Below are 22740 nucleotides of genomic sequence, written 5' to 3' on the forward strand. Positions count from 1 at the left end.
CGCGGCGGCGTCGCTTAGGACGCGGTAAAGCACCTTGGGTGATGGAAGGCACGCATGGCCGTAGCCCGTGGGTCAGGGTTTAAGAGTGGCGAAAGGTAATGCGCGTCCGCGAGTGATGCAAGTGCCCCTCCGCTCGCGAAGTTCCATGGACAGGCCGCGGACGCCATGACAAGGTAACGCGCATTGGAACAGCTCTCGCCCATACGACAACGCACAAGGATCGCGAATATGGTCAACCCAGGGACGAACGTCGTGGTCCATGCCGTGATCGGCATGCTGGCCCTTCCGCTCATCTTCCGACTGTTCAAAACGCATTACACGATGCTCGACATCGTGCTTGCATGCGTGCCGGCGGCACTGCTCACGCTGGTGCCGACCGTGGGCGAAGTGTTGTCCTTGGCAGCCATGGTCGCGGTGCTCAATTACCGCATCGGCGAGAACCTATTTCCCGGCATCGTCGTGCCGGTCATGGTGACCCGACTGCTGATGATTCCCGTGCTACTGGTGTTCGAACTGCACAAGTAGATGTAACGCCGATCAACCCGGCGCCAGCAACGCATCCAGATCGGATTGATCGAAGCTGAGCTTCTCGCGCGTACCGCCACCTTCGAGCACCGCTTCGGCAAGCTCGGCCTTGCGCGCCTTCAATTCTTCGATGCGCTCTTCGACTGTGCCACCCGTGATCAGGCGGAACACGAACACGGGCTTGTCCTGGCCGATGCGATGTGCGCGATCGGAGGCCTGCGCTTCCGCCGCTGGGTTCCACCACGGGTCGTAGTGGATCACGGTGTCGGCCGCGGTGAGGTTGAGGCCCACACCACCGGCTTTGAGTGACAGCAGGAACAGCGGCACTTCGCCTTCCTGGAACCGGCGCACGGGTTCGGCGCGGTCGCGCGTTTCGCCGGTGAGGGTAACGTAACGGATGCGCTGACGATCCAGCTCGTGCGCGATCAGCTTGAGCATTTCGGTGAACTGCGAGAACAGCAGCACTTTGCGGCCTTCCGCGAGCAGCGCGGGCAGCATATCCATCAGCAGTTCGAACTTGGCGGAATCGCGCACGCCGCGCGCTGCTTCCAGCTTTACCAGACGCGGGTCGCAGCAGACTTGGCGCAACTTGAGCAGTGCGTCGAGTACGACGATGCCGCTGTGCGCGATACCACGCTGTGCGATGACCTCGCGCAGTTCCTCTGCAAGCGACAGGCGCAGGCTCTCGTAGAGTTCGCGCTGACGCCCTTCGAGCACCACGCGACGCGTAATCTCGGTTTTCGGCGGCAGCTCACTCGCTACCTGCGCTTTCGTGCGGCGCAGGATGAAAGGCGCGAGGCGACGGTTGAGGCGATCCTGGCAATCGGTATCGCGATGGCGCTCGATCGGCACGCGATAGTGGCGACGGAAGGCACCTTCATCGCCAAGCAAGCCGGGCACGCCCAGATCGACCTGCGACCACAGTTCGCCAAGATGATTTTCCAACGGCGTGCCGGTGAGGCAGATACAGCGCGGCGCGCGCAGGCTGAGCACGGCGCGACGCGCTTGTGTGCGGGGGTTCTTCACCTGCTGCGCTTCATCCAGCACGATCAGCGAGAACGGCTGTTTGCGCAGTTGCACCACGTCGCGAGGCAGCAGTGCATAGCTGGTGAGCACCATGTCATGCGTGCCCAGCTGTGAGAAATCGCCGCTGCGTTGTGGACCGTGCAGCGCAAGCACGCGAAGCGCCGGAGCGAAACGCGCGACTTCGGCCATCCAGTTCGGAATCAAGCTGGTCGGCACGACGACAAGCGCGGGTTGCTCGAGCCCACCGCTGCCCTTCAGGGCCAGCAGGTGCGTGATGAGCTGCAGCGTCTTGCCCAGGCCCATGTCGTCGGCGAGCACGCCACCCACACCGGCTTCGGCGAGTGCGTTGAGCCAGCGCAGGCCTTCGCGCTGGTACGGGCGCAGTTCGACGGTGAGGCCTTCCGGCACCGCATCGCTAGCGCGCTCGGCCGCGTCGCGCAGACGCGCGGTGAAGCCGCGCAGTGCATCAGGGGCTTCGAGTTCGCCGCCGGTGGGCAGTGCCTCAGCGAGTTCTTCCAGACGCCCCGCCTGCACGCGCGGCAGATGGAGTTTTTTTTCGTGGGCGTTCGAGATATTCGGCCAGCGGCGCGAGCAAGCCGCGCAGTTCCTTCAGGCGCACAGGCACGCGGCGACGTTCGTCGACCGGCGCGTACCACACTGCGTCTTCCGGTTCGTTCGGCACCGGGCTCAGGTTCAATTGGTGATCGGCCAACGCCTGCGCCACGGCGGGCAACAGGTTGTGGCGCTTGCCTTCTACTTCGATGCCGATTTCCAGATCGAAAGCATGGTCGTCGGTGTCTTCCACCGCGTTGCCATACCAGCGCACCGGGCCTTCCAGCACTTCGAACGGGAAGCTGGGCGCGTAATCGAGCACGAAACCTTCCGCTTCCAGCTTGGGACGCAAGGCCAGCCAGCGTGCGGGCGTGTTTACTTCCAGCGCGCCCGCGTAACCCTTGCCGGGGAACAGCCAGGCGTCTTCGGGCAAGGTATCGGCCAGATCCCAGGGCAGGCCTTCGGTATCCACACCCGGCGTGAGACCGGCGCGTTCAAGCTGCTCCATCGCGGAGAGTTCCTCGGCGCGGCGACGGACGATCTCAACCAGATGGCCGTTGCGCACGCGACGCACCAGCGGCTCACCGCCACGACCGGGCAGGCGTTCGCCCGCGTAATCAAATGCGAGGCGCGCATAGGCCAGCGGCGGCGTGCCGGCAGCGAGGCGCGCGTGACGCGTGAGCGCGTGCAACGTGAGCACCGGCTTGGGCGCGAGCTCGGCGCGGCGCATCTCGCCCAACACCTGCGGCAACGGCAGGCGATGCGACAAACGGCTGTGCGGGAGCGCTGTGCGAAGGGTCTGGCTGTATTCGTGTTTCAGCGGCGGCAGGTCCAGCCATGCCGTTTCTTCCAACGGCGCGTCCAAGTGGCCCAGTTCTGCACGCTCGCCATCCAGATACCAGAGCGCATCAATGCGCAGTACGCGATGGTTGGTTGGCAGACAGGGCAGCAGGCGCTGGCTGCCGTCGTTCTCCAGATGCCATTGCCAGTTCAGCTGATGACCCTTGCCGCGCGACAAGCGTAGCCCGGCCAGACCACCGAGAAAGCACGGCGTGGTGTCCAGGATCTCCGCGAGCAACGCGTCGCCGACATGGCCAGCGAGGCGGGCGTAACTGCGGCTCTTGCGCAAGGTCTGCGGCAGGCCAAGCGCGGTGGCTGCCAGGCGTTGCTCGTGCGGTTGAAGCGATTGTTGCGACAGGTGCTTGCTGTCCAGCGGCGAGGGGCGCACGAAACGGCCCTGCTCAGCCACCGTCAGCAAAACGGGCGCGACATCTACGCGGGCGCAGGGCTGGCCCTCCTCAGGCACCACATCGAGGAAAAACCCCAACACCATCGGCTCCGGTGTCACGACCGGCACCGATGTGGCCAGCAGCTTCCGCCAGATACCGGGCAGCGGCTCGCTGACACCCTCGTCGCGTGGCGGGGGCAGGCGGTCGTGGCGTTTATCGTCCGGTGACTGCATGCGCATTCGGTCCGATGGGGTCCACTAGGGCGACCAAAAGATTCAGCTTAGCAAGGCTCTTGCGTGCGTGCGCGTCTCAACCTCCGGTTTTTTCAAACCGGAGGTGATCGTTTCCATAAAGCGTCCAAACGTGAACGGACGAGGCAATCCTGGGAAGCGTTACGCAGCAGGCGTAAACAGGCCCTTGGGGTACTCCGGCTTCTGTTCGCGGCTCATCAATCGCTTGAGCCCCTCGGCCGGGGTCACTTCGCCGTGGAGCACGGCGCGCACGCCGTTACTGATGGGCAGGTCAAGGTCGTGCTTGGCTGCCAGGCGCGCCACTTCATCGGCGGTGAGTACGCTTTCCACCACTTGGCCGATTTCACGCACGGCCTCGTCGATGGCCTTGCCCTTGCCGAGCGCCAGGCCGAGACGGCGGTTGCGCGACAGGTCGCCGGTGCAGGTGAGCACCAGGTCGCCCAGGCCGGCGAGGCCCATCAGGGTCTCCGGACGCGCGCCCAGCGCCACGCCGAGGCGAAGCATCTCGTTCATGCCGCGGGTGATCAGGCCAGCACGAGCGTTCAGGCCCAGATCCATGCCATCGGCCACACCGGTGGCCACCGCCAGCACGTTCTTCATGGCGCCGCCCAGCTCTGCGCCCAGCACGTCGCTGCCGGAATACGCGCGGAAGTTGGGCGCATGCAGCACCAGCGCCATGTCATGCGCGAAGGCGGTGTCGTCCGAATGAACGGTGACCGCGCTGGGCATACCCGACGCCACTTCCTTGGCGAAAGAAGGGCCAGTGACCACCGCCGCCGCACGCCCCGGGAAGCGCTCCGCCACCAACTCATGCAGGAAGCGACCCGTGCCCGGCTCGAAACCCTTGGTTGCCCAGGCAATGCGGGCATCAGGCGCGAGATAGGGCTGGATCTCTTCTAGGATGGAGGCAAACGCGTGGCTCGGCACCACGATCAGCACCACCTGGGCGCCGCGCAGGGCGGCGGCCAGGTCAGCCTCGTAGACCAGTTCGGCCGGTAGCTCGATGTCGGGCAGGTAACGCTGGTTGCAATGGGTTTCCTCCATCGCCTTCAGCGCAGCCGCATCGCGCCCCCAGAGCCGGGTCGGCACCTGGTTGCGGGCAGCCAGAGCCGCGAGGGCGGTACCCCAGGAACCAGCACCCAGAACGGCCAGGGTCGGACGCTCAACCATGAGCAGACCCCTTGGATTAGCTGTTCAGCGTCGGAGCGGCACTGCCGCCGAGGACGCGGCGCTGCTGCTCGGCGTACAACGCGTCGAAATTGATCGGCTGCAGCAGGAACGGCGGGAAACCGCCTTCCAGCACCAGCGAAGACAACATCTGGCGGGCGTACGGGAACAGCAGGTTCGGGCAATAGCTGGCCAGAATGCCAGCCTGGTCCTCTTCCGAGAAACCGGCGATGCCGAACACGCCAGCCTGGTGCACTTCAGCCAGATAGGCCGTGCGCTCACCCAGGGAGCAGGTCAGGGTCAGGCTCAGCACCACTTCGAACAGGTCGTTGCCCATGTCGGTGGACTTCTGGGCCAGGTTCAGCGCGACCTGCGGCTGCTGGTCGGTCTCACCCACATCCTGGAAGATCTGCGGGGCGTTGGGTGCCTCGTAGGACACATCCTTGATGTAGATCTTCTGCAGCACCAGCTGCGGCTGGCCAGCCTGGCCGTTGGCGGAGACGTCTGCCATGGGGTATTCCTCGTAAAGTGTTCGGTGCGTGAAAACGCAAAGGTCTTGATTGTTCCATACATCCCCACGGCCCGCCATGCGCCCGGACTCTCAAAGTGGGTAAATATTGCGCACTGCCCTGTTTTTCTGGGAGAATAGCCGGCTCGACCATGCCGACCCGGGCTTCCGGGCACGTCCGCAACGCGATGCGGCGCTCACGGCAGACGCGAACAGCTCCATCTCCAGCATCGCGTGGCGCTTGCGCCGCTGGGCCGATGCCGCCCTGGCTAACGGGTGGCAAACGCGCCCCAGGGCGCCTACACAGGAGGTCATCATGGCCCGTATTTGCCAAGTCACCGGAAAGGGTGTGCAGACTGGTAACAACGTCTCGCACGCTAACAACAAGACCCGTCGCCGCTGGTTGCCGAACCTGCATGAGCGCCGCTTCTGGGTCCCGAGCGAGAATCGCTGGGTGAAGCTGCGCGTTTCCAACCATGCCCTGCGCACGATCGACAAGAACGGCATCGAAGCCGTGCTCGCCGACCTGCGTGCCCGCGGCGAAAAGATCTGAGGATTGAGCCATGGCTAACAGCAAGCAAGACAAGATCCGCCTGATCTCTTCAGCCGGCACCGGCCACTTCTACACCACGCAGAAGAACAAGAAGAACACCCCGGAAAAGTTCGAGTTCAAGAAGTACGATCCGGTGGTTCGCAAGCACGTGATCTACAAGGAAGGCAAGATCAAGTAAGCCCCCTGGGTTTGCTTACTTCCACGAAGAACCCGCCGCAAGGCGGGTTTTTTGTTGCCCGCTGGCGTTCTGCCCCGCTTGCCGCCGGCGATCCGGTTTCGGATGATCGACTTCCATGCCATCACCCACCGCTCTGTTTCACACGCTATTGGATCCCGCTGACTGGCCGCGGCTGCATCCGGCCGTGCAGCGCATGCATGGTGAGGGCTGCATCATCGAAGCTAGCGGCAACGCTGACGTGGATGGTGCACGACACGCCCTCGCCCGCTGGTTGCGACGTTGGCTGACCCTGCCCGAGCCTGGCGATGGACAAGCCATCGCTCTGACCATCGAACGGCTCGCAACTCACGAACGCTGGACGCGTCGCTTCGCACGAGGTCGGATGCATTCCAGCCTGTCCCGCGGCAGCGACCCTTACCTGCGCGAACGACTAGGGCTAGTAAGCCTGCATTTTTCCTTGCGGCGCGAGGGCGATGCGATCGACTGGCAGCTACGACGCGCGAGTCTCCTCGGCATACCACTGCCACGTGCGCTTTGCGGCACGGTGTTTTCCCGTAGCGGCGCGCGCGAAGGGCGTTATGCCTTCGATATCGACGTCCGCCTTCCTTTGCTGGGTCAGCTGATCGCTTATCGCGGCTGGCTGGAGATTGATCATGTCGGCTGAGCTCGACCATCCCATCATCGTCTTCGACGGCGTCTGCGTGCTGTGCAGCCGCTGGGTGGATTTCATTCTTCGACATGACCGTAATAGCCGCTTCCGGCTAGCTGCCATGCAGGGACAACACGGCCGCTCGTTGTTGGTTGCGCATGGCCTGTCGCCGGATGATCCCGTGTCGTTCTTGTTCGTCGATCAGGGCAAGGGCTATAGCGATACGGATGCGATCGCGCGCGTGCTGGGTCAGCTAGGTGGACGTTGGCGCTGGGCTGGCGGCTTGCTGCGGGTGATACCGCGACCGCTGCGTGATCGGGGGTATCGATGGGTTGCGCGGCATCGGTATCGGTTGTTTGGGCGACGGGAGCAGTGTCGGTTGCCTGAGGCGGCGGAGGCTTGGCGGTTTATGGATTGAGGGGGTTTGGAGTGGGCCGCACCTCGGTTCTACTCCCTCTCCCCTTTGGGGAGAGGATTGGGGTGAGCCCCGAAAAGGGGGTAAAGGTCGGATGCTCGCTTCATCGTTTCGTCTTTCTCTTCTGCCCTGGCTTTGTGTATTCGCTCTCTGCTCTAGGGCAGGAGCAACGCGACCTACCGCGATGCGATGTGCAGCAAAGCTGCACGAGCCGTGCGCTTTCGCCTTTGACCTTCGGGCCCCTGTGCGGCGGTGAGGGGTGGACGAGAGGGCCCGCAGGGGGATCGGCAAGGATGCCGATCCCTTTTCGCCAGGGCAGGAAGCCCTGTCGAAAAGCCAGGCCGCCCCTCACGAACTGGCCGGCTTCACCGGCCAGCGCCAAGTGGGGGTGCGCTTCTCTTTGGTTACTTTTCTTTGGGCAAGCAAAGAAAAGTGACTCGGCCTCCGGTAGGAGGGCGAAACGCCTGCCGCGTAGGCGGCCAAGTCGAGGCAACGCGACAACCAAGCGATACCGCTACTGGATCCCTGCCTACGCAGGGATAACAGCAAAGATGAGACGTCGAGGCGAGCACCCTCCCCTCACCCCAACCCTCTCCCCGAAGGGGAGAGGGAGCCAGAGCGCCAGCACACACCTATTGCTCAGCCCACAAAAAAGCCCGCCTTGCGGCGGGCTTTTCATTGATCCGGCAAAAACCAAATCAGGCGCTAGCCACCGAATAACTCTTCAGGCGACCCGCAAACTCCTGCAGCGCACGAATGCCACTCTGCTCGGCCTCAGCGATCCACTGCTGCAAACCCTTCAGCGCCTGCTCCGCACCACGCTGCTCCATCAGAGCGGCAAGGCGATTGCGGAAATCACACACGGTGCTGAGGGTCGGGCGCTTGGCCAGCACGGCCTGCATGCGATCGCGGCCTTCGTTGTCCAGCCAGCGACCACCATCGGCCAGCGCGCGACGCATGCGGCGCGGCACCGACTTGATGTTCTCGCCAGCGTGCTGCGCTTCGTCGCGCAGGGTCGGCATGATCACGTTGCGGTAGTAGTCGGTCATCGCGGCGAAGCGATGGGTGAGCACGCCCTTGAGCGTCTCGGCATCCGGCAAGTGCACGTTCGGGCGGACGTCCAGCGCCGGCGCCACGCGCAGCACCTTGGCAAGGCCCACCGCACGCAAGGCGCAGATGGCTGCCCAACCGATGTCGAACTCCCACTTGCGCAGGGCGAACTTAGCCGAGCTCGGGAAGGCGTGGTGGTTGTTGTGCAGCTCTTCGCCACCGATCCAGAAACCCCACGGAATGAGGTTGGTCGCGGTGTCGGCGCTCTCGAAGTTGCGGTAGCCCCACCAGTGGCCGATGCCGTTGACGAAGCCGGCGGCCCAGAACGGGATCCAGATCATCTGCACGGCCCACAGGGCAGCACCGATCACACCGAACAGGGCAACGCTGATGAACAGCATCAGGGTCGGGCCCCAGTACGGATGCGCACCATAAAGATTGCGCTCGATCCAGTCGTCCGGCGTACCGCGGCCGTACTTCTCCAGGTCTTCCTTCACTTCGCTGGCGTCGCGGTAAAGCGACACGCCATCCCAGAACACCTTCTTGATGCCGTAGATCTGCGGGCTGTGCGGATCTTCCTCAGTCTCGACCTTGGCGTGGTGCTTACGGTGCACCGCCACCCACTCCTTGGTGACCATGCCCGTGGTGAGCCAGCCCCAGAAGCGGAAGAAATGCGAGATGGACCAGTGCAGGTCCACACCACGGTGGGTCTGGCAACGGTGCAGGTACAGCGTCACCGTGAAAATGGTGAGCTGCGTCATGACCAGCATGTAGATCAGCATGGTCACCCAACTGGCGTGTGTAAGGCCGTTGGATAGGAAATTGAGCACTGCGTCGAGCATGGGAAACACCCAAGTGTAAGAAATTTCAGTGTAAGCGAGGGGTTTCCGTACCCGCCAGCATGGACCAGCACATTATTGTCGCACCCCTTTGAGGTAGCGAAGTTAATGTGCTGTACCGCCCAAGGGCACTCCCTCCCCGTTGTGTGAACGTGGGGCCGCCGTGACAATCATGCAATGACCGCGCCTACCGCTGTATTGCAACTGGATCACATCAGCCGACATCGGGCGGGACGCCCGGCCGTCGCCGATCTCAGCCTGACGCTGGACGCGGGGCAGGTACTGGGTTTGCTGGGGGTCAACGGGGCGGGCAAGAGCACCACGCTGGCCATGATCGCGGGGGCGCTGATACCCGATAGCGGCGCCATCAAGCTGAATGGAAAGGACTTCCTGGAGCATCCGGAGCTGGCCCGTCGCAGCCTGGGGTGGCTGCCGGAACGTGCCCCGCTGTGGCCAGAATTGACCGTCTTGGAACATCTGGACGCTCATGGCCGCCTGCGGGGCCTGGGTGGCGCGGCGTTGGCAAAGGCGCGCCAGCGCATCGTCGAGCGCCTGGAACTTGGCACACTGGCGCGTCGGCTGGCCGGCGTGCTCTCGCAAGGCCAGCGCCAGCGTCTGGGCCTGGCCTGCGCGCTGCTGCACGAACCCTCGCTGCTCGTGCTGGACGAGCCGGCCAATGCGCTCGACCCGGTGCAGGTCGCCGCGCTGCGTGGGGTGATCCGCGAACAGGCAGCCATGGGCACCGCCATCATTCTGTCCACGCACCTGTTAGTGGAGGTCACCGCAGCGTGTGATCGCGTGGCGATCCTGCACGAAGGGCAGCTGCGTTACGACGGCCCCATCACCGACGACGATCACAAGATGCTCGAACAGACTTTCTTCGATATCGCCATGCGCGGGGCACAAGCCGCATGAGCGTGCTTGCCGTGACGCGGCTGGAGCTGCGCCGCCTGTTCGTTCGTCCGCTTGCCTGGGTGCTCGCCGCCTTGACGGTGGCGCAACTGGCTGGGCGCTTCATGCTGTTGGTGCAGATTTTCACCACCCATCAGATCCAGTGGGCTGCACAACCCGCCGGGCCGGGCTATACCGACATCGTCGGCGTGCCGATGCTCAGCAGTATTCTCACCAGTGGTGCGCTGCCCATGCTGCCGTTTGGCCTGGCCGAGCTGGCGCTGGTGGTGGTGCCGCTGCTGACCATGTCCACAATCGCCAGCGAGCGCAGCCACGGTACGTTGCCGCTGTGGTTCGCCATGGGGCAATCGCCCTTCGACATGGTGATGGGCAAGTTCCTCGCCCTGCTGGTATGGCTGGCGATCTGGCTGCTGCTGACACTGGCCATGCCGTTGAGCCTTGCCCATGGCATGACGCTCGACTGGGGCAAGCTCGCCGCCGCCTCGCTGGGACTGCTGTTGATGCTGTCGGCACTGTGCGCCATCGGCATCGCCTGCTCGGCCTACGCCTCACACCCCGCCATCGCCGCTGCCGCCAGTCTGATGCTCGGCCTTGCGCTGGTCAGCCTCAATGTCGGCGCCATGATGGCTGGCGTCGATAACGGCTTCGTCAATTGGCTGGCGATGAGCACGCACCTGGATTCGCTCATCCGCGGACTGGTCTCCAGCACGGATGTCGTGTGGTTCCTGCTGGTCACCGTGGTGGCGTTGATCCTGGCCACCCAGCGACTGGGCGCGGAAAGGGGGCGTGGCTGATGACTCGCGCGTTCCGACGAATCCATGGCTGGTTGTTCGCCCTGCTGCTGCTCGCTTGCGCCGGCGCCATTGGCTATTTCTCTGCACGCTACGACCACGTGTCCGACTGGACCTACGGTGGCCGCGCTTCGTTGCCGACCGAAACACTCGCGGTGCTCAAGGCGCTCGACGGCCCGGTGGACATCGTCAGCTACGCCAACCCGCAGGACGACGTGCGCAGCAACATCGCCGGCTTCCTGCAGCGCTACCAACGCACGAAGCCCGATCTCACGCTGCGTTTCGTCGATCCGCAGCAAGACCCGTCTGCGATGCGCGAACTCGGCATCACCACCAACGGCATGCTGATCCTGCATTATCGAGGACACGAGCAACGCCTCGACGCATTGGATAACCGCAGCCTCACCAATGCCCTGAAGCGCCTGTTGCGCGGCAGCGATCGCATCGTCGCCTTCATTTCCGGCGACGGCGAGCGCAGCCCCTCCGATGCAGGCAACCCTGACCTCGGCTTGTTTGTTGCACAGATGCAGGAAAGCGGTATCCGCGCAGTACCGCTGAACTTCGCGCAGGTCGCCACCGTGCCGCTGCATACCGATCTGGTGGTGCTGGCGAGTCCGCAGCACGCGCTCTCCTACGGTGCGGTCAAAGCGCTCACCGATTATGTGGCTGAAGGCGGCAACCTGCTGTGGCTGACCGAGCCGACCAATGACGATCAACACCTGTCACCGCTTGCCGACGCCCTCGGTCTGCATGTGCTGCCGGGCGTACTGGTGGATGGCCAGGGTACGGCAATCGGGTTGAACGATCCTCGCGTGCTCGCGCTCGGCGACTATCCGGAACACGCGATTACGCACGGCTTCCGTCTCAACACGCAGTTCCAACAGGTATCTGCGCTCGCGCTAGCGTCGCAGACGGCGTGGCATGCCCTGCCGTTCCTGCGCTCGGGCCCGCAGAGCTGGACCGAGTTCAAGCCGATCAACAATGACGGCACATCCACCATCCGCTTTGACGCCAGCGCAGGCGAGCTGAAAGGCCCGCTCGATTTCGGTTTTGCGCTGTCACGCCTGTCGCCCAGCCCGGACAAGGCCGAGCAACGCGTGGTGGTGATCGGCGATGGCGACTTCCTCTCCAACGCCTATGTCGGCACCGACGGCAACCGCGAACTCGGTCGCCGTGTTGTCGACTGGCTGCTGGGCGACGATGCCCTGGTCAACATGCCGCGAGCAGCGGGTGCACCAGATCGACGACTGGACATGACTCTGGCGCGGTTGAGTGCGGTGTCGTTCGGCTTCCTAGTGATCGTACCGCTGCTGTTGTTGATCGCCTGCGGCTGGATCACCTGGCGTCGCCGCCGCGCATGAAACGTTCGACGCGCCAACTGGTGTTGCTAGGGGTGTGCGCCGTGGCCTTGATCGCCGCCGCCACCTGGCAGTGGCTGCGTGACGCCGCGGCCGCGCCGGGAACGCTGCTATCGCTGGAACCCTCGTCCATCACACGCATCGAGCTGGTGATCGGCCATGGATCGCCGGCGCACTACGCCAAGCGAGAAGGTCACTGGTGGCGCGTCGACGGCACACCGGCGCGCACCGATGACGGCCGACTCGGCGAGCTGGCCGATACCGCCAGCGCTGCCGTGCTGAGCTGGCGGCCCGCCAGCGATTTCGACCCCGCAAAGATCGGACTGACGACGCCCGTCGCCGTGCTTACGCTCGACGGCCAGCGCTTGGAGTTTGGGGAAACCTCGGTGACGGGACCACAACGTTATGTTCGCGCCGGCGATCGCGTGGCGCTGATCTCCTTGCGCTACGCGCCAAGGGCTCCGGCCTCGGAGAGTCGCGCGCTGGACGCCAGCATGAACCGCTGACGCGCCGCAGCCACCCTTCACCCCATTCTTCGCTCGACAGCGTACCTTGCACCGACTCATGGACTCCCCATATGGAATCCATACCTCGACAGGAGCGACCAGATGAGCAAGCAGGCAATCGGCGTGGTGGGCATGGCCGTGATGGGCAGCAACCTTGCCCTGAATATCGAAAGTCGCGGCCACGCCGTGTCCATCTACAACCGGCATCGCGACCGTACCGATGAGGTCGTCGCCCAGAATCCCGGCAAGCGCCTGATTCCCGCTTACACGCTCGAGGAATTCGTCGATTCGCTGGAGAAGCCCCGCAGGATTCTGCTGATGGTGAAGGCGGGCGAGCCCACCGACGCCACGCTGGCGCAGCTCAAGCCGCTGCTCGACAAGGGCGACATCGTCATCGACGGTGGCAACACGTTTTTCAAAGACACCATGCGTCGCGAGAGCGAGATGAGCGCGGCCGGACTGCACTTCATCGGTACCGGTGTGTCCGGTGGCGAGGAAGGCGCGTTGCATGGCCCGTCGATCATGCCGGGCGGCCCGCGCGAAGCGTATGACCTGGTGGCGCCGATCCTTACCGAGATTGCCGCACGTGCTCCCGACGGCGACCCCTGCGTGGCCTACATGGGCCCGAACGGCGCCGGCCACTACGTAAAGATGGTGCACAACGGCATCGAGTACGGCGACATGCAGCTCATCGCGGAAAGCTACGCGGTGTTGCGCGATGTGCTCGGCCTGTCCAACGACGAATTGGCCGAGGTCTACGCCGACTGGAACAAGGGCGAGCTCGACAGCTATCTCATCAGCATCACGGCCGACATCTTCACCAAGAAAGACAAAGAAACCGGCAAGGCCATGGTCGACATCATCCTCGACCGCGCCGCGCAGAAAGGCACCGGCAAGTGGACCAGCCAGAGCGCCCTGGACCTTGGCGTACCGCTACCGCTGATCACCGAGTCCGTATTTGCGCGCCTGCTCTCCGCACTGAAGGACGAGCGCGTCGCCGCGAGCAAAGTGATCAAAGGCCCTGCACCGACCAAGTTCGACGGCGACCGCAAGGCCTTCATTGAATCTGTGCGCCGCGCGCTGTACCTGAGCAAGATCGTGTCGTACGCGCAAGGCTTCGCGCAGTTGCGCGCCGCCTCCGACGAGTACCAATGGAACCTGCCCTACGGCACCATCGCACGCATCTTCCGCGCTGGCTGCATCATCCGCGCGCGCTTCCTGCAGAAGATCACCGATGCCTACGAGCGCGACCCGCAGGTGAAAAACCTGCTGCTCGACTCCTACTTCCGTGACATCGCCACCGAATACCAGGGTGCGTTGCGCGATGTAGTCGTTGCCGCAGTGAAGGCCGGCGTGGCAGTGCCGTGCTTCTCATCCGCCATTGCGTATTACGACAGCTACCGCGCAGCGCAGCTGCCGGCGAATCTGTTGCAGGCGCAGCGCGATTACTTCGGTGCACACACGTTCGAGCGCGTTGATAAGCCGGGTAGTTTCCATAACGACTGGAGCTGAGGCAGCGGCAACCGTCGTTGACTGACGCACAAGTAGGGCACCGCGGCCGCGCACCTGTGTGCGGCCGCATAGTGAGGCGCCCTTACCTTTCCGACCGAGATCCGCAGTGCCCGAACTCCCCGAAGTCGAAACCACTCGTCGCGGCATCGCCCCGCATCTGATCGGTCGGCGCGTTACCGCAGTGACACTGCGTCGCCCCGACCTGCGCTGGCCGATTCCGCCGGAGATCAGCACGCAATTGCCCGGCCAGCGCATCGACGCCGTCGAGCGCCGCGCGAAGTACTTGCTGCTGCACACGCAAATCGGCAGCGCGCTGCTGCATCTGGGCATGACGGGCGTGTTGCGCGTGCTTCCTCCGGATGCCTTGGTAGGCAAGCACGATCACGTGGATATCGCACTGGAACCCACCGCCACCGAAGGCCCCCGCGTTCTGCGCTTTACCGACGCCCGCCGCTTCGGGTGCCTACTATGGCAACCGGTCGGCGAAACGCATGAACTGCTTGCCGACCTCGGCCCGGAACCACTCACCGATGATTTCGACGGCGACGTGCTGTGGCGACTGTCACGCGGACGCACCGCTGCCGTGAAACTGTTCCTGATGGACAACGCCATCGTGGTTGGCGTCGGCAATATCTATGCGAGCGAAGCACTGTTCGCAGCGGGCATCGACCCTCGGAAGCCGGCGGGTTCGATTTCGCGGGTGCGTTATGCGCGGCTGGCCGCTGAAGTGAAGCGCATCCTGGCGTGGGCCATCGAGCGCGGCGGCACGACATTGCGTGACTTCATCAATCCCGATGGTGCGCCTGGGTACTTTTTTCGCGAGTTGCAGGTGTATGGGCGCGAGGGGGAGGCGTGTCGGGTGTGTGGCACGCCGATCAGACAGGTGGTGTTGGGGCAGCGGTCGACGTTTTGGTGTTCGAGGTGTCAGAAGTAGTTGGCGAGTGTTCCGGGATGGCTCGATTGGGCGCGCTTGCGTGGGTGGTGTTTGTTTGTCCTCGTTAGCACGTTCGCTCGCTGGGCGCCCCAGTTCTGCCCCCTCTCCCCTCCGGGGAGAGGGTTGGTGCTCGCCTCATTGTTTCATCTGAGCCGTCATCCCTGCGAAGGCAGGGATCCAGTTTCGTCGGTGGTCGGCTGTCGTATCGAGCGTTATGGCGATCAGGCCGCTTACGCAGCGGGCGTTTCGATCGTCTGCCGACGACGCGAAGCTAGTCCCGTGGGACGCTCGAGTCACTTTTCTTTGTTGGCCCAAAGAAATGGCCTAACAGACCAACGCCCGCAGCATTCCGTGGGGATAAGCCCAAACGGGTGAGGAACGTTGTGGCTTGGCCACCTTCGCCGCTACACAGCGGGTACTGCCAAGCGCGTCGCAACGCGCCGATGCGGAGAGGACTTAAAGCAGGCTTCGCTACGCTTCCCGATCGCTGGGGCTAGGTAAAGGGGGCGCTACGCTTTCCCACCCCTGGGGCAAGGTAAAAGGGTCGCTACGCTTCCCGACCGCCGCGGAGAACTCGCCGCATTACGGCGCGGCCCGTCTTCTCTGGCTTTGCGCACTGAGGCAGGAGCAACGCGACCTGCCGCGACGCAATGTGCAGCGCAGCTGCACGAGTCGTCCGTTTTCGCCTTTGATCGTCGGGCCCCCTGTGCGGCGGTGAGGGGTGGACGAGAAGGCCCGCAGGGGGATCGGCATGGATGCCGATCCCTTTTCGCCAGGGCAGGAAGCCCTGTCGAAAAGCCCGGCCGCCCCTCACGAACTGGCCGGCTTCGCCGGCCAGCGCCAAGTGGGGGTGCCCTTTCTTTGGGTTACTTTTCTTTGGGCAAGCAAAGAAAAGTGACTCGGCCTCCGGTAGGAGGGCGAAACGCTCGCCGCGTAGGCGGCCAGATCGCCGCCACGCGACAATCAAGCGATACCGCTACTGGATCCCGGCCTTCGCCGGGATGACGATCACAACGGTGAGGCTAGATTGACCCCTCACCCCAACCCTCTCCCCTGAGGGGAGAGGGAGAAACATCACTGGAGCAACATCATTCCGCCCAGCGAAACTCAACAAACGTATTGTTGAAATCCGGATCCTCCACCCCGCCACCCAACGTGGCGACAAACGTCATCCCGTCCGCCTCCAACTCCTGCCCCTCCTCAAAACGCGCACCCAACGCCTCCAGTTCCGCCAGCCGCTCGCACAACAAACCTGCGCGATCACTGTCGGCTTCCGGCACGTTGCGAAGGCTGATATCGGGACGCCCAAACTTGCGCATGCCGCGCGTGTGCACCCAGTAATGCCCCTTCTTCTCTTCCGCATCACGGAGGATCAGCAAGTGATTGCGGATGGGTGCACCGTCGCGCACGACGAACTGGCGGCGCCAGGTATCGGCGTCATAGAGATTGAGCGTCTGCGGGTCGAGGATGGCCACGCCGCCCACATCGAGCAATGCGGCGAGCACACCAAGGGTGTCGCGCATGTAGCCGGTGTCGGCGCTGTCGGGAAGACGGCCGCGGATCACCAACACTTCGGGAGCGTCTAGCGCTTGTCGGTAGGCCTCCGGAGAGTCGTCCTTGAACATCCGGCCAACGCTGCCCTTGAGGGGGTAGCCCTCCCACTGGCGCAACTGCGGATGGTTATGACTGGTCAGTTCCACGCCTTCGGGCAGGCCTTCGCTGCCGTAATCCAGCGACGGGGCCCGTCCGGACTGGAATTTGCCGAACACGAAGAACTGCAAAAGGATCTCTTCGTTGCTCGACTGCCAGTGCGGGCGTTGCCAGGCGGGAAAGGGGATCTTGGTCATACCGGTCCTTAGGTCAGTGGTGGGGGCTCAATGCCCCTCGCCCAGCGGCAGCACGGGCTGCTGCAGTTCAATCCTGCCGTGCCCTTCCGTAATGTTCTTGAACTCGGCGCGGCTCACCGAGACATAGCGGTCATTGCCGCCGATCTCAACCTGAGGACCCTCGGTGACCGCACGCCCCTGTTCATCCACGCGGACCACCATGGTGGCCTTGCGGCCGGTGTGGCAGATGGTCTTGATCTCCTCAAGGTTATCCGCCCAGGCCAGCAGGTACCGGCTGCCCTCGAAAAGCTCGCCACGGAAATCGGTGCGCAGGCCGAAGGCCAGTACTGGGACGTTGAGCTTGTCCACCACGTCACTGAGCTGCCAGACCTGGGCCTTGTTGAGAAATTGAGCCTCGTCCACGAACACGCAGTGCAACGCGCCCCGCGCGGCCACGTCCGCCTGCACCAGCGCCAGCAGGTCTTCGTCTGCGCCGAACCGGCGCGCGCTGGCCTTCAGGCCGATACGGGAGGCCACCACACCATCGCCATAGCGATTGTCCAGCGCGGGCGTGAGGATAAGCGTCCGCATGCCGCGCTCGTGATAGTTGTAAGCGCTCTGCAACAGCGTAGTGGTCTTGCCGGCATTCATTGCCGAGTAATAGAAGTACAGCTTGGCCATGGAATGTCCCGATAACAGGCGCACATAATACTGCGCCCGCCGCCTACCTTCCTGGCTAGTCGCGCGGTTCGGTGCTTACTCCTTATCCAGCGGCGTCGTGCCTCCGGTGAACTGCGCGCGCGCCTGGGTGAGTCGGTACCGGCGTTCCGCGTTCCAGCGTCGCCAACCAAACAGCGCCATGGCGTTGTACACGGTGCGGAAGGCGAGAATGCGCGACCACACCTTGAAGGAATCGAACACGTCGCCCGCCAGCATGGAGATCACCCCTTGCTCGATCTGGAAGACATTGTTCGGCGACCAGAACATCTGCCGCATGATCGGGCCGTTGAAGCGGTAGATGAAGAACGCAAAGCGGCGCATCCCGCGACGTTGGCGCCGTTCCAGGCGTCGTTGCAACGACGCTTCGCGACGCGGTTCGCGCAGCGCCACGTCGACCACCTCGACCGCCTGCTCCGCGCCACTCATGGCCAGGTAAACGCCGGAGGAGAACACCGGATCGAGAAAGGCGAATGCATCGCCCACCAGAATCCAACCGGTGCCGGCCATGCGCGTGGAGTCGTAGGAGTAGTTGCCCGTTACACGCACTTCATTGTCGATCAACTCGGCATGCGCAATGCGCTTCCACAGCCCGGGATTTATCTGCAGCGTTTCCAGCAGAAACTCCACAGTGCGGCCGCGTCGCTGCTTGAGATAATCCGGGCGACACACCGCGCCAACGCTCATCACTCCATCGGGCAACGGGATCATCCACATCCAGCCGTGCTCAAAGCGGTAAATGCTGATGTTTCCCGCGTCCGGGCCCGGGCGCAGTTCAGCGCCGCGAAAATGCCCGAAGATGGCGGCACTTTGGTGTTCGGGGTTCTTCCGCTTGAGCTTCCGTTTGCTGGCGAGAAAGGCATCACGGCCGGACGCATCGACAACGTAGCGCGCGCGGATGGCGTACTGCCCGCCCTCGTCCGTGGTGACCTGCACGCGCCAATCGTGGTGCCCCAGCTCTTCCACGCTGCGCACTTCTTGCCCTTCCCGTGCATCGGCGCCCTGCTCGCGGGCATGCTCGTAGAGCATGCGATCGAAGTCCTGGCGCCACACCTGGAAGGCGTGCGGCGGGCTGCTGCCCAGTGAACGCGAGAAATCGTAGGTGTTGTAGCCGCGTTCGTTGCCTGCCTCAAAATCCGCGCCCGGCTTGTATACGCCCAAGGCCCGGACCTTCTCCATGACGCCCAGGCGCTCGAAGATGGGCAGGTTCATCGGCAATAGCGACTCGCCAATGTGGAAACGGGGGTGGCGTTCCTTCTCTAGCGCGATCACGCGGTAACCGCGCCGCGCCAACAGCGTCGCTGCGGTGCTACCGGCGGGTCCACCGCCAATCACTACCACGTCGCACGCTTGCTCAGTCAAGTGTTTGCCATCCGTCATACTGTCTCCACCGCGCTTGCGACCGCTTCATCCATGGGGGCCCGATTATGACCGCCTACCCGCCCGCCGCAACGGGGTGCTGGGCTGATACGATTCGCCCCTGCCTCGCGCCCACTCATCGCACGATCCCATGCTGAACCCGCAACAATTGGCTGCTGTCGAGCACTGCGACGGCCCACTCCTCGTGCTGGCTGGTGCCGGCTCGGGCAAGACTTCCGTGATTACGCAGAAGATCGCGTACCTCATCGCGCGCAAGAAGCTGGCACCGTCCCGTATCGCCGCCATCACCTTCACCAATAAAGCGGCGAAGGAAATGCGCGAACGTGTGGCCAAGCTGATCAGCACCGAAGACGCCGCGGCGCTGACCGTGTGTACCTTCCATGCGCTGGGTCTGAAGTTTCTGCAGATGGAGCATGCGCGCGCTGGTCTGCGCAAGGGTTTCTCCGTGCTCGACGCGGACGACAGCGAAGGCATTATCAAGGAATTGGCGCCTAAGGGCATCAAGCCCGATGCGCTGTTTGCCATCCGCAATCTGGTCAGTCGCGCGAAGAACGCAGCCCTGTCGCCCGAAGAAGCCCTGGCTGCGGCCCGCAGCCCACGCGAGCTCGATGCTGCAACCATCTACCAGCTCTACCAGGCGCGTCTGAGCGCATTTAATGCGGTGGACTTCGACGACCTGATCCGCCTGCCGCTGCGCATCCTGGAAGCCGACGAGGAATGCCGCACCGTCTGGCGCGAGCGCCTGCGCTATCTGCTAGTGGACGAATACCAAGACACCAACGACGCGCAATATCGCCTGCTGAAGGCTCTGGCTGGCGAACGCGGCAGCTTCACCTGCGTGGGCGACGATGACCAGTCGATCTATGCGTGGCGCGGCGCGAACCCGGAGAACATCGATCAGCTCGGCAAGGACTGGCCGAGCCTGCGCGTGATCAAGCTGGAGCAGAACTACCGTTGCGGCAGGCGCATTCTGCGCGCCGCCAACAAGCTGATCGCCAACAACCCGCATCTTCACGAAAAGAAGCTGTGGAGCGAGCACCCGGAAGGCGCTCAGATCCGCGTGCTGGAATGCAAGGAGAACGAGCACGAGGCCGAGCGCGTGGCCGCGATCGCCACCACGCTGGCAGAGAAGCACAAAGCGCGCTGGCACGACATCGCCATCCTCTATCGCGGTAATTTCCAGGCACGTCCGCTGGAAAAGGCACTGCGTCTGGCGCGCGTGCCCTACCACTTGTCCGGTGCGCTGAGCTTCCTCGACCGTGGGGAAGTGAAAGACTTGCTGTGCTATTTGCGCCTGCTGACCAATCCCAGCGATGACGCGGCGTTCCTGCGCGTGGTGAACGTGCCCAAGCGTGAAATTGGCGCGACCACGCTGGAGAAGCTCGGTGAGATCGCCCAGACGCGCCACGCTCCCTTGTTGGACGCGGCGCGCAGCGATGCCGTGCTACGCCAGCTCTCGCCGCGACCGGCATCGGCGCTGGCATCGTTCACGCAACTGATGGACGAATTGCGCAGCGCATCGCTACACCAGAGCGCTGCGGACCTCGTACAAACCGTGCTCGATCGCACTGGCTACGCTGCGCACGTGGCCGCCAGCACCGTGGATGCCACGCTGCGCGACCGCCGCCTGGGCAACCTGCGCGAACTCGCCGAATGGTTCCGCGCCATGCAGCGCAACGACAACACCACCGGCGACCTTGCCGCGCAGCTCGCCCTGCTCACGCATGCCGACCGCGACGAGCCGGGCAACGCGGTGCGCATGATGACGCTGCACGCCGCCAAGGGTCTGGAGTTCCGTTTCGTCTTCATCGTTGGCTGTGAGGAAGGCACGCTGCCCCACGATGGCGCCATCGACGAGGGCCGCATCGATGAAGAGCGCCGCCTGATGTACGTGGGCATTACCCGCGCTAAGGAAATGCTCACGCTATCGTGGTCCGCTAAGACCAAGCGTTACGGTGAAGTGCACAGCAACCAACCCAGCCGCTTCCTGCACGAGCTGCCACAGGACGACCTGCATTGGCAGGGCAAAGATCCTGAAGCCGACAAGGAAGTGGTGCGCGAAACGGCCGAATCGCATATTGCGAAAATCGCCGCCATGCTCGCAGGAAACTGAGCTTCGCCCAACGCCCTGGATGTGGCCGCCGATCACGCGGCCACATCCACCCAAAGCGTCGGTTCGTCGCATAGAATCGGTGGACACACACCGATGCGGACCGCCATGACAGAACCGGCCCACCTTTACGCGCAGTTGGTCGAGGCGTTCAATCAACGCGAATGGTTGAAGGCACGCGCGATCGCGGGCCGCCTGCTACCACTGACACCCAACGATCCGGGCGTGTGCTACATCACCGGTGTGACCTTTATAGAGTTGCAGGAGATGCCGCTCGCACTGGGGTTCCTGCGCAAGGCGACTGACCTTGAACCCCAACGGGCCGACTACGCTGCCCAATTCGCCAAGGCGTTGACCATGGTGCGTCTCTCCAGCGAGGCGCTGGACGCTGCGGACAAAGCCACGGCGTTGAGCCCTGGCGACCCATTCACGCTCGACACGCTCGGCGTGGTCTACACGCAGGCGCATGCGCATGAGCGCGCGGCGGAAGCATTCCGTGGCGCGGTGAAGCTGATGCCCGGGCAAGCGTCCTACCGGTTCAACCTGGCGACCGCGTTGGTGGCTATGGGCGATATCGCCGGCGCTGCGCAGGAGCTCGAAAGCTGTATCACGCTGGACCCCACCTTCTGGGGCGCGCATCTCACCCTCGCACAGCTACGCAAGCAGACGCGCGAGAGCAATCACGTTGCGAACCTGCAAGCGCTGGCGGCCAATCACCCGCACAACCAGGATGCTCAGACCTTCGTGAACATGGCGCTGGCCAAGGAGCACGAAGACCTTGGCGAATATCCCGCCGCGTTTGAACGGCTGGTACTTGGCAAGGCCTCTGGCAAGGAAGCTCGCGGCTACTCGACCCGGCATGACGAGGCCTTGTTCGACGCCCTCACCCGGCGATTCCCGCAGCCGCTGGAAGCTTCATCAGGCGACCCTACCCAGGAACCGATCTTCGTCATAGGCATGCCGCGCTCAGGCACCACGCTTGTCGAACGCATCATCTCCAGCCATCCGGACGTCTATTCCGCCGGTGAGCTGCAGAACTTCGGCGTCGTGCTTAAGCGACAGAGCGGCAGCACGACGCTTCCCGTGATCGATATGGACACTATCGAACGGACCAAGGGCATCGACTGGGCCAGGCTAGGCGCTGACTATCTGGCCAGCACGCGCCCCGCCACGGGGCAGCGGCCCCGCTTCATCGACAAGCTGCCGCACAATTTCCTGTATGCAGGATTCATCGCGCAGGCCCTGCCAAACGCCCGCATCGTATGTCTGCGACGCGATCCAGTGGACACCTGCCTCAGCAATTTCCGCCAGCTGTTCGCGCAGCTGTCACCGTTGTACGGCTACTCGTTCGACTTGCTCGACACTGGCCGCTACTTCGTGTTGTTCGATCGCCTCATGGCGCATTGGCGGCAGGTGATGCCCGGACGCATCCTGGAGTTGGATTACGAGGCATTGGTCGACGCACAGGAGGAACACTCCCGCCGCCTTCTGACTTTCTGTGGCCTGCCCTGGGACGACCGCTGCCTGCAGTTCGAGAAGAACGATGCCCCGGTCAATACCGCCAGCGCCGTGCAGGTGCGTGCCCCCATGTATCGCACCGCCATCCGGCGTTGGAAGAAGTACGAAACCCAGCTTGCGCCGCTACTCGACTTGCTCGATGGCGCCGGCATTGCCTTCGAACGCTAGGCTGATACCCATAAAAAAGGGCCCCACTTGCGCGGGGCCCTGGGGTAAACAAACCCATGCAGGAGA

At 63.7% G+C, this 22740-nt stretch carries 21 protein-coding genes and 1 pseudogene; 15 read left to right on the forward strand and 7 right to left on the reverse strand.

Going from position 1 to position 22740, the window contains the following annotated elements; translation table 11 throughout:
- Positions 1-228 precede the first annotated feature (228 nt).
- Positions 229-525 carry a hypothetical protein gene (locus DyAD56_RS05970; protein WP_102301840.1) on the forward strand — a complete coding sequence of 99 codons (297 nt, stop codon included), beginning with the start codon at positions 229-231 and terminating at the stop codon, positions 523-525.
- Between the two features lie 12 nt (positions 526-537).
- Here the strand turns inward: DyAD56_RS05970 and DyAD56_RS05975 are convergent.
- From DyAD56_RS05975 to secB, 3 genes and pseudogenes are all read right to left on the reverse strand, one after another.
- Positions 538-3565: pseudogene (locus DyAD56_RS05975) on the reverse strand (DEAD/DEAH box helicase).
- Positions 3566-3724: 159 nt separating this feature from the next.
- Entirely contained in the window at positions 3725-4753 is a 1029-nt protein-coding gene (locus tag DyAD56_RS05980; protein ID WP_102301841.1) for an NAD(P)H-dependent glycerol-3-phosphate dehydrogenase, read from the reverse strand.
- Positions 4754-4769: 16 nt separating this feature from the next.
- Positions 4770-5261 carry a protein-export chaperone SecB gene (gene secB / locus DyAD56_RS05985; RefSeq protein WP_102301842.1) on the reverse strand — a complete coding sequence of 164 codons (492 nt, stop codon included), beginning with the start codon at positions 5259-5261 and terminating at the stop codon, positions 4770-4772.
- Positions 5262-5574: 313 nt separating this feature from the next.
- Here secB and rpmB point away from each other — a divergent pair, with 313 nt between their 5' ends.
- The 5 genes from rpmB (at position 5575) to DyAD56_RS23840 (ending at position 7489) form a co-directional block, all read left to right on the forward strand.
- Positions 5575-5811, forward strand: coding sequence for a 50S ribosomal protein L28 (gene rpmB, locus DyAD56_RS05990; protein WP_102301867.1), 237 nt, complete (start codon positions 5575-5577; stop codon positions 5809-5811).
- A 10-nt stretch (positions 5812-5821) separates the two neighbouring features.
- Positions 5822-5989, forward strand: a complete 168-nt coding sequence (rpmG, locus tag DyAD56_RS05995) for a 50S ribosomal protein L33 (protein WP_008211962.1) — start codon at positions 5822-5824, stop codon at positions 5987-5989.
- 115 nt (positions 5990-6104) lie between these two features.
- Positions 6105-6653: a DUF4166 domain-containing protein gene (locus DyAD56_RS06000; RefSeq protein ID WP_102301843.1), complete on the forward strand. Its 549-nt coding sequence runs from the start codon at positions 6105-6107 to the stop codon at positions 6651-6653.
- The gene (locus DyAD56_RS06005; RefSeq protein WP_102301844.1) at positions 6643-7056 is read left to right on the forward strand and encodes a thiol-disulfide oxidoreductase DCC family protein; all 414 of its coding nucleotides are present in this window, start codon (positions 6643-6645) and stop codon (positions 7054-7056) included. The genes DyAD56_RS06000 and DyAD56_RS06005 overlap by 11 nt, the downstream gene beginning before the upstream one ends.
- Positions 7057-7312: 256 nt before the next feature.
- Positions 7313-7489, forward strand: a complete 177-nt coding sequence (locus DyAD56_RS23840) for a hypothetical protein (RefSeq protein ID WP_158241265.1) — start codon at positions 7313-7315, stop codon at positions 7487-7489.
- A gap of 262 nt (positions 7490-7751) precedes the next feature.
- On the opposite strand, the gene DyAD56_RS06010 is transcribed toward DyAD56_RS23840, so the two are convergent.
- Positions 7752-8945 (reverse strand): fatty acid desaturase, encoded by a 1194-nt coding sequence (locus DyAD56_RS06010; protein WP_102301845.1) that lies wholly within the window; start codon positions 8943-8945, stop codon positions 7752-7754.
- 174 nt (positions 8946-9119) lie between these two features.
- On the opposite strand from DyAD56_RS06010, the gene DyAD56_RS06015 reads away from it, so the two are divergent.
- From DyAD56_RS06015 to DyAD56_RS23845, 7 genes are all read left to right on the forward strand, one after another.
- The gene (locus DyAD56_RS06015) at positions 9120-9857 is read left to right on the forward strand and encodes an ABC transporter ATP-binding protein (protein ID WP_102301846.1); all 738 of its coding nucleotides are present in this window, start codon (positions 9120-9122) and stop codon (positions 9855-9857) included.
- The gene (locus DyAD56_RS06020) at positions 9854-10648 is read left to right on the forward strand and encodes an ABC transporter permease (protein WP_102301847.1); all 795 of its coding nucleotides are present in this window, start codon (positions 9854-9856) and stop codon (positions 10646-10648) included. The genes DyAD56_RS06015 and DyAD56_RS06020 overlap by 4 nt, the downstream gene beginning before the upstream one ends.
- Positions 10648-12006 (forward strand): GldG family protein, encoded by a 1359-nt coding sequence (locus DyAD56_RS06025; RefSeq protein WP_102301848.1) that lies wholly within the window; start codon positions 10648-10650, stop codon positions 12004-12006. Before DyAD56_RS06020 ends, DyAD56_RS06025 begins: the two co-directional genes overlap by 1 nt.
- Positions 12003-12509 (forward strand): hypothetical protein, encoded by a 507-nt coding sequence (locus tag DyAD56_RS06030; protein ID WP_102301849.1) that lies wholly within the window; start codon positions 12003-12005, stop codon positions 12507-12509. Before DyAD56_RS06025 ends, DyAD56_RS06030 begins: the two co-directional genes overlap by 4 nt.
- A 102-nt stretch (positions 12510-12611) precedes the next feature.
- On the forward strand, positions 12612-14021 hold the full coding sequence (gene gndA, locus DyAD56_RS06035; protein WP_102301850.1) for an NADP-dependent phosphogluconate dehydrogenase: 1410 nt from the start codon (positions 12612-12614) through the stop codon (positions 14019-14021).
- Positions 14022-14127: 106 nt separating this feature from the next.
- The gene (mutM, locus tag DyAD56_RS06040) at positions 14128-14955 is read left to right on the forward strand and encodes a bifunctional DNA-formamidopyrimidine glycosylase/DNA-(apurinic or apyrimidinic site) lyase (protein ID WP_102301851.1); all 828 of its coding nucleotides are present in this window, start codon (positions 14128-14130) and stop codon (positions 14953-14955) included.
- Positions 14956-15706: 751 nt separating this feature from the next.
- Entirely contained in the window at positions 15707-15853 is a 147-nt protein-coding gene (locus DyAD56_RS23845; protein WP_158241266.1) for a hypothetical protein, read from the forward strand.
- 190 nt (positions 15854-16043) lie between these two features.
- Here DyAD56_RS23845 and DyAD56_RS06045 read toward each other — a convergent pair whose 3' ends face one another.
- From DyAD56_RS06045 to DyAD56_RS06055, 3 genes are all read right to left on the reverse strand, one after another.
- Positions 16044-16802: a hypothetical protein gene (locus DyAD56_RS06045; RefSeq protein WP_102301852.1), complete on the reverse strand. Its 759-nt coding sequence runs from the start codon at positions 16800-16802 to the stop codon at positions 16044-16046.
- A 27-nt stretch (positions 16803-16829) separates the two neighbouring features.
- Positions 16830-17462 (reverse strand): thymidine kinase, encoded by a 633-nt coding sequence (locus tag DyAD56_RS06050; RefSeq protein WP_102301853.1) that lies wholly within the window; start codon positions 17460-17462, stop codon positions 16830-16832.
- A gap of 75 nt (positions 17463-17537) precedes the next feature.
- A complete protein-coding gene (locus DyAD56_RS06055) occupies positions 17538-18878 on the reverse strand; it encodes an NAD(P)/FAD-dependent oxidoreductase (RefSeq protein WP_102301854.1) in 1341 nt (446 codons plus the stop codon).
- 130 nt (positions 18879-19008) lie between these two features.
- Here DyAD56_RS06055 and DyAD56_RS06060 point away from each other — a divergent pair, with 130 nt between their 5' ends.
- Both DyAD56_RS06060 and DyAD56_RS06065 read left to right on the forward strand, forming a co-directional pair.
- Positions 19009-20991: a UvrD-helicase domain-containing protein gene (locus DyAD56_RS06060; protein ID WP_102301855.1), complete on the forward strand. Its 1983-nt coding sequence runs from the start codon at positions 19009-19011 to the stop codon at positions 20989-20991.
- Positions 20992-21096: 105 nt separating this feature from the next.
- Positions 21097-22674: a sulfotransferase gene (locus tag DyAD56_RS06065; protein ID WP_233202307.1), complete on the forward strand. Its 1578-nt coding sequence runs from the start codon at positions 21097-21099 to the stop codon at positions 22672-22674.
- Positions 22675-22740: the final 66 nt, after the last annotated feature.

Origin of the sequence: Dyella sp. AD56 (assembly GCF_002878475.1) — a bacterium.
GTDB lineage: Bacteria > Pseudomonadota > Gammaproteobacteria > Xanthomonadales > Rhodanobacteraceae > Dyella.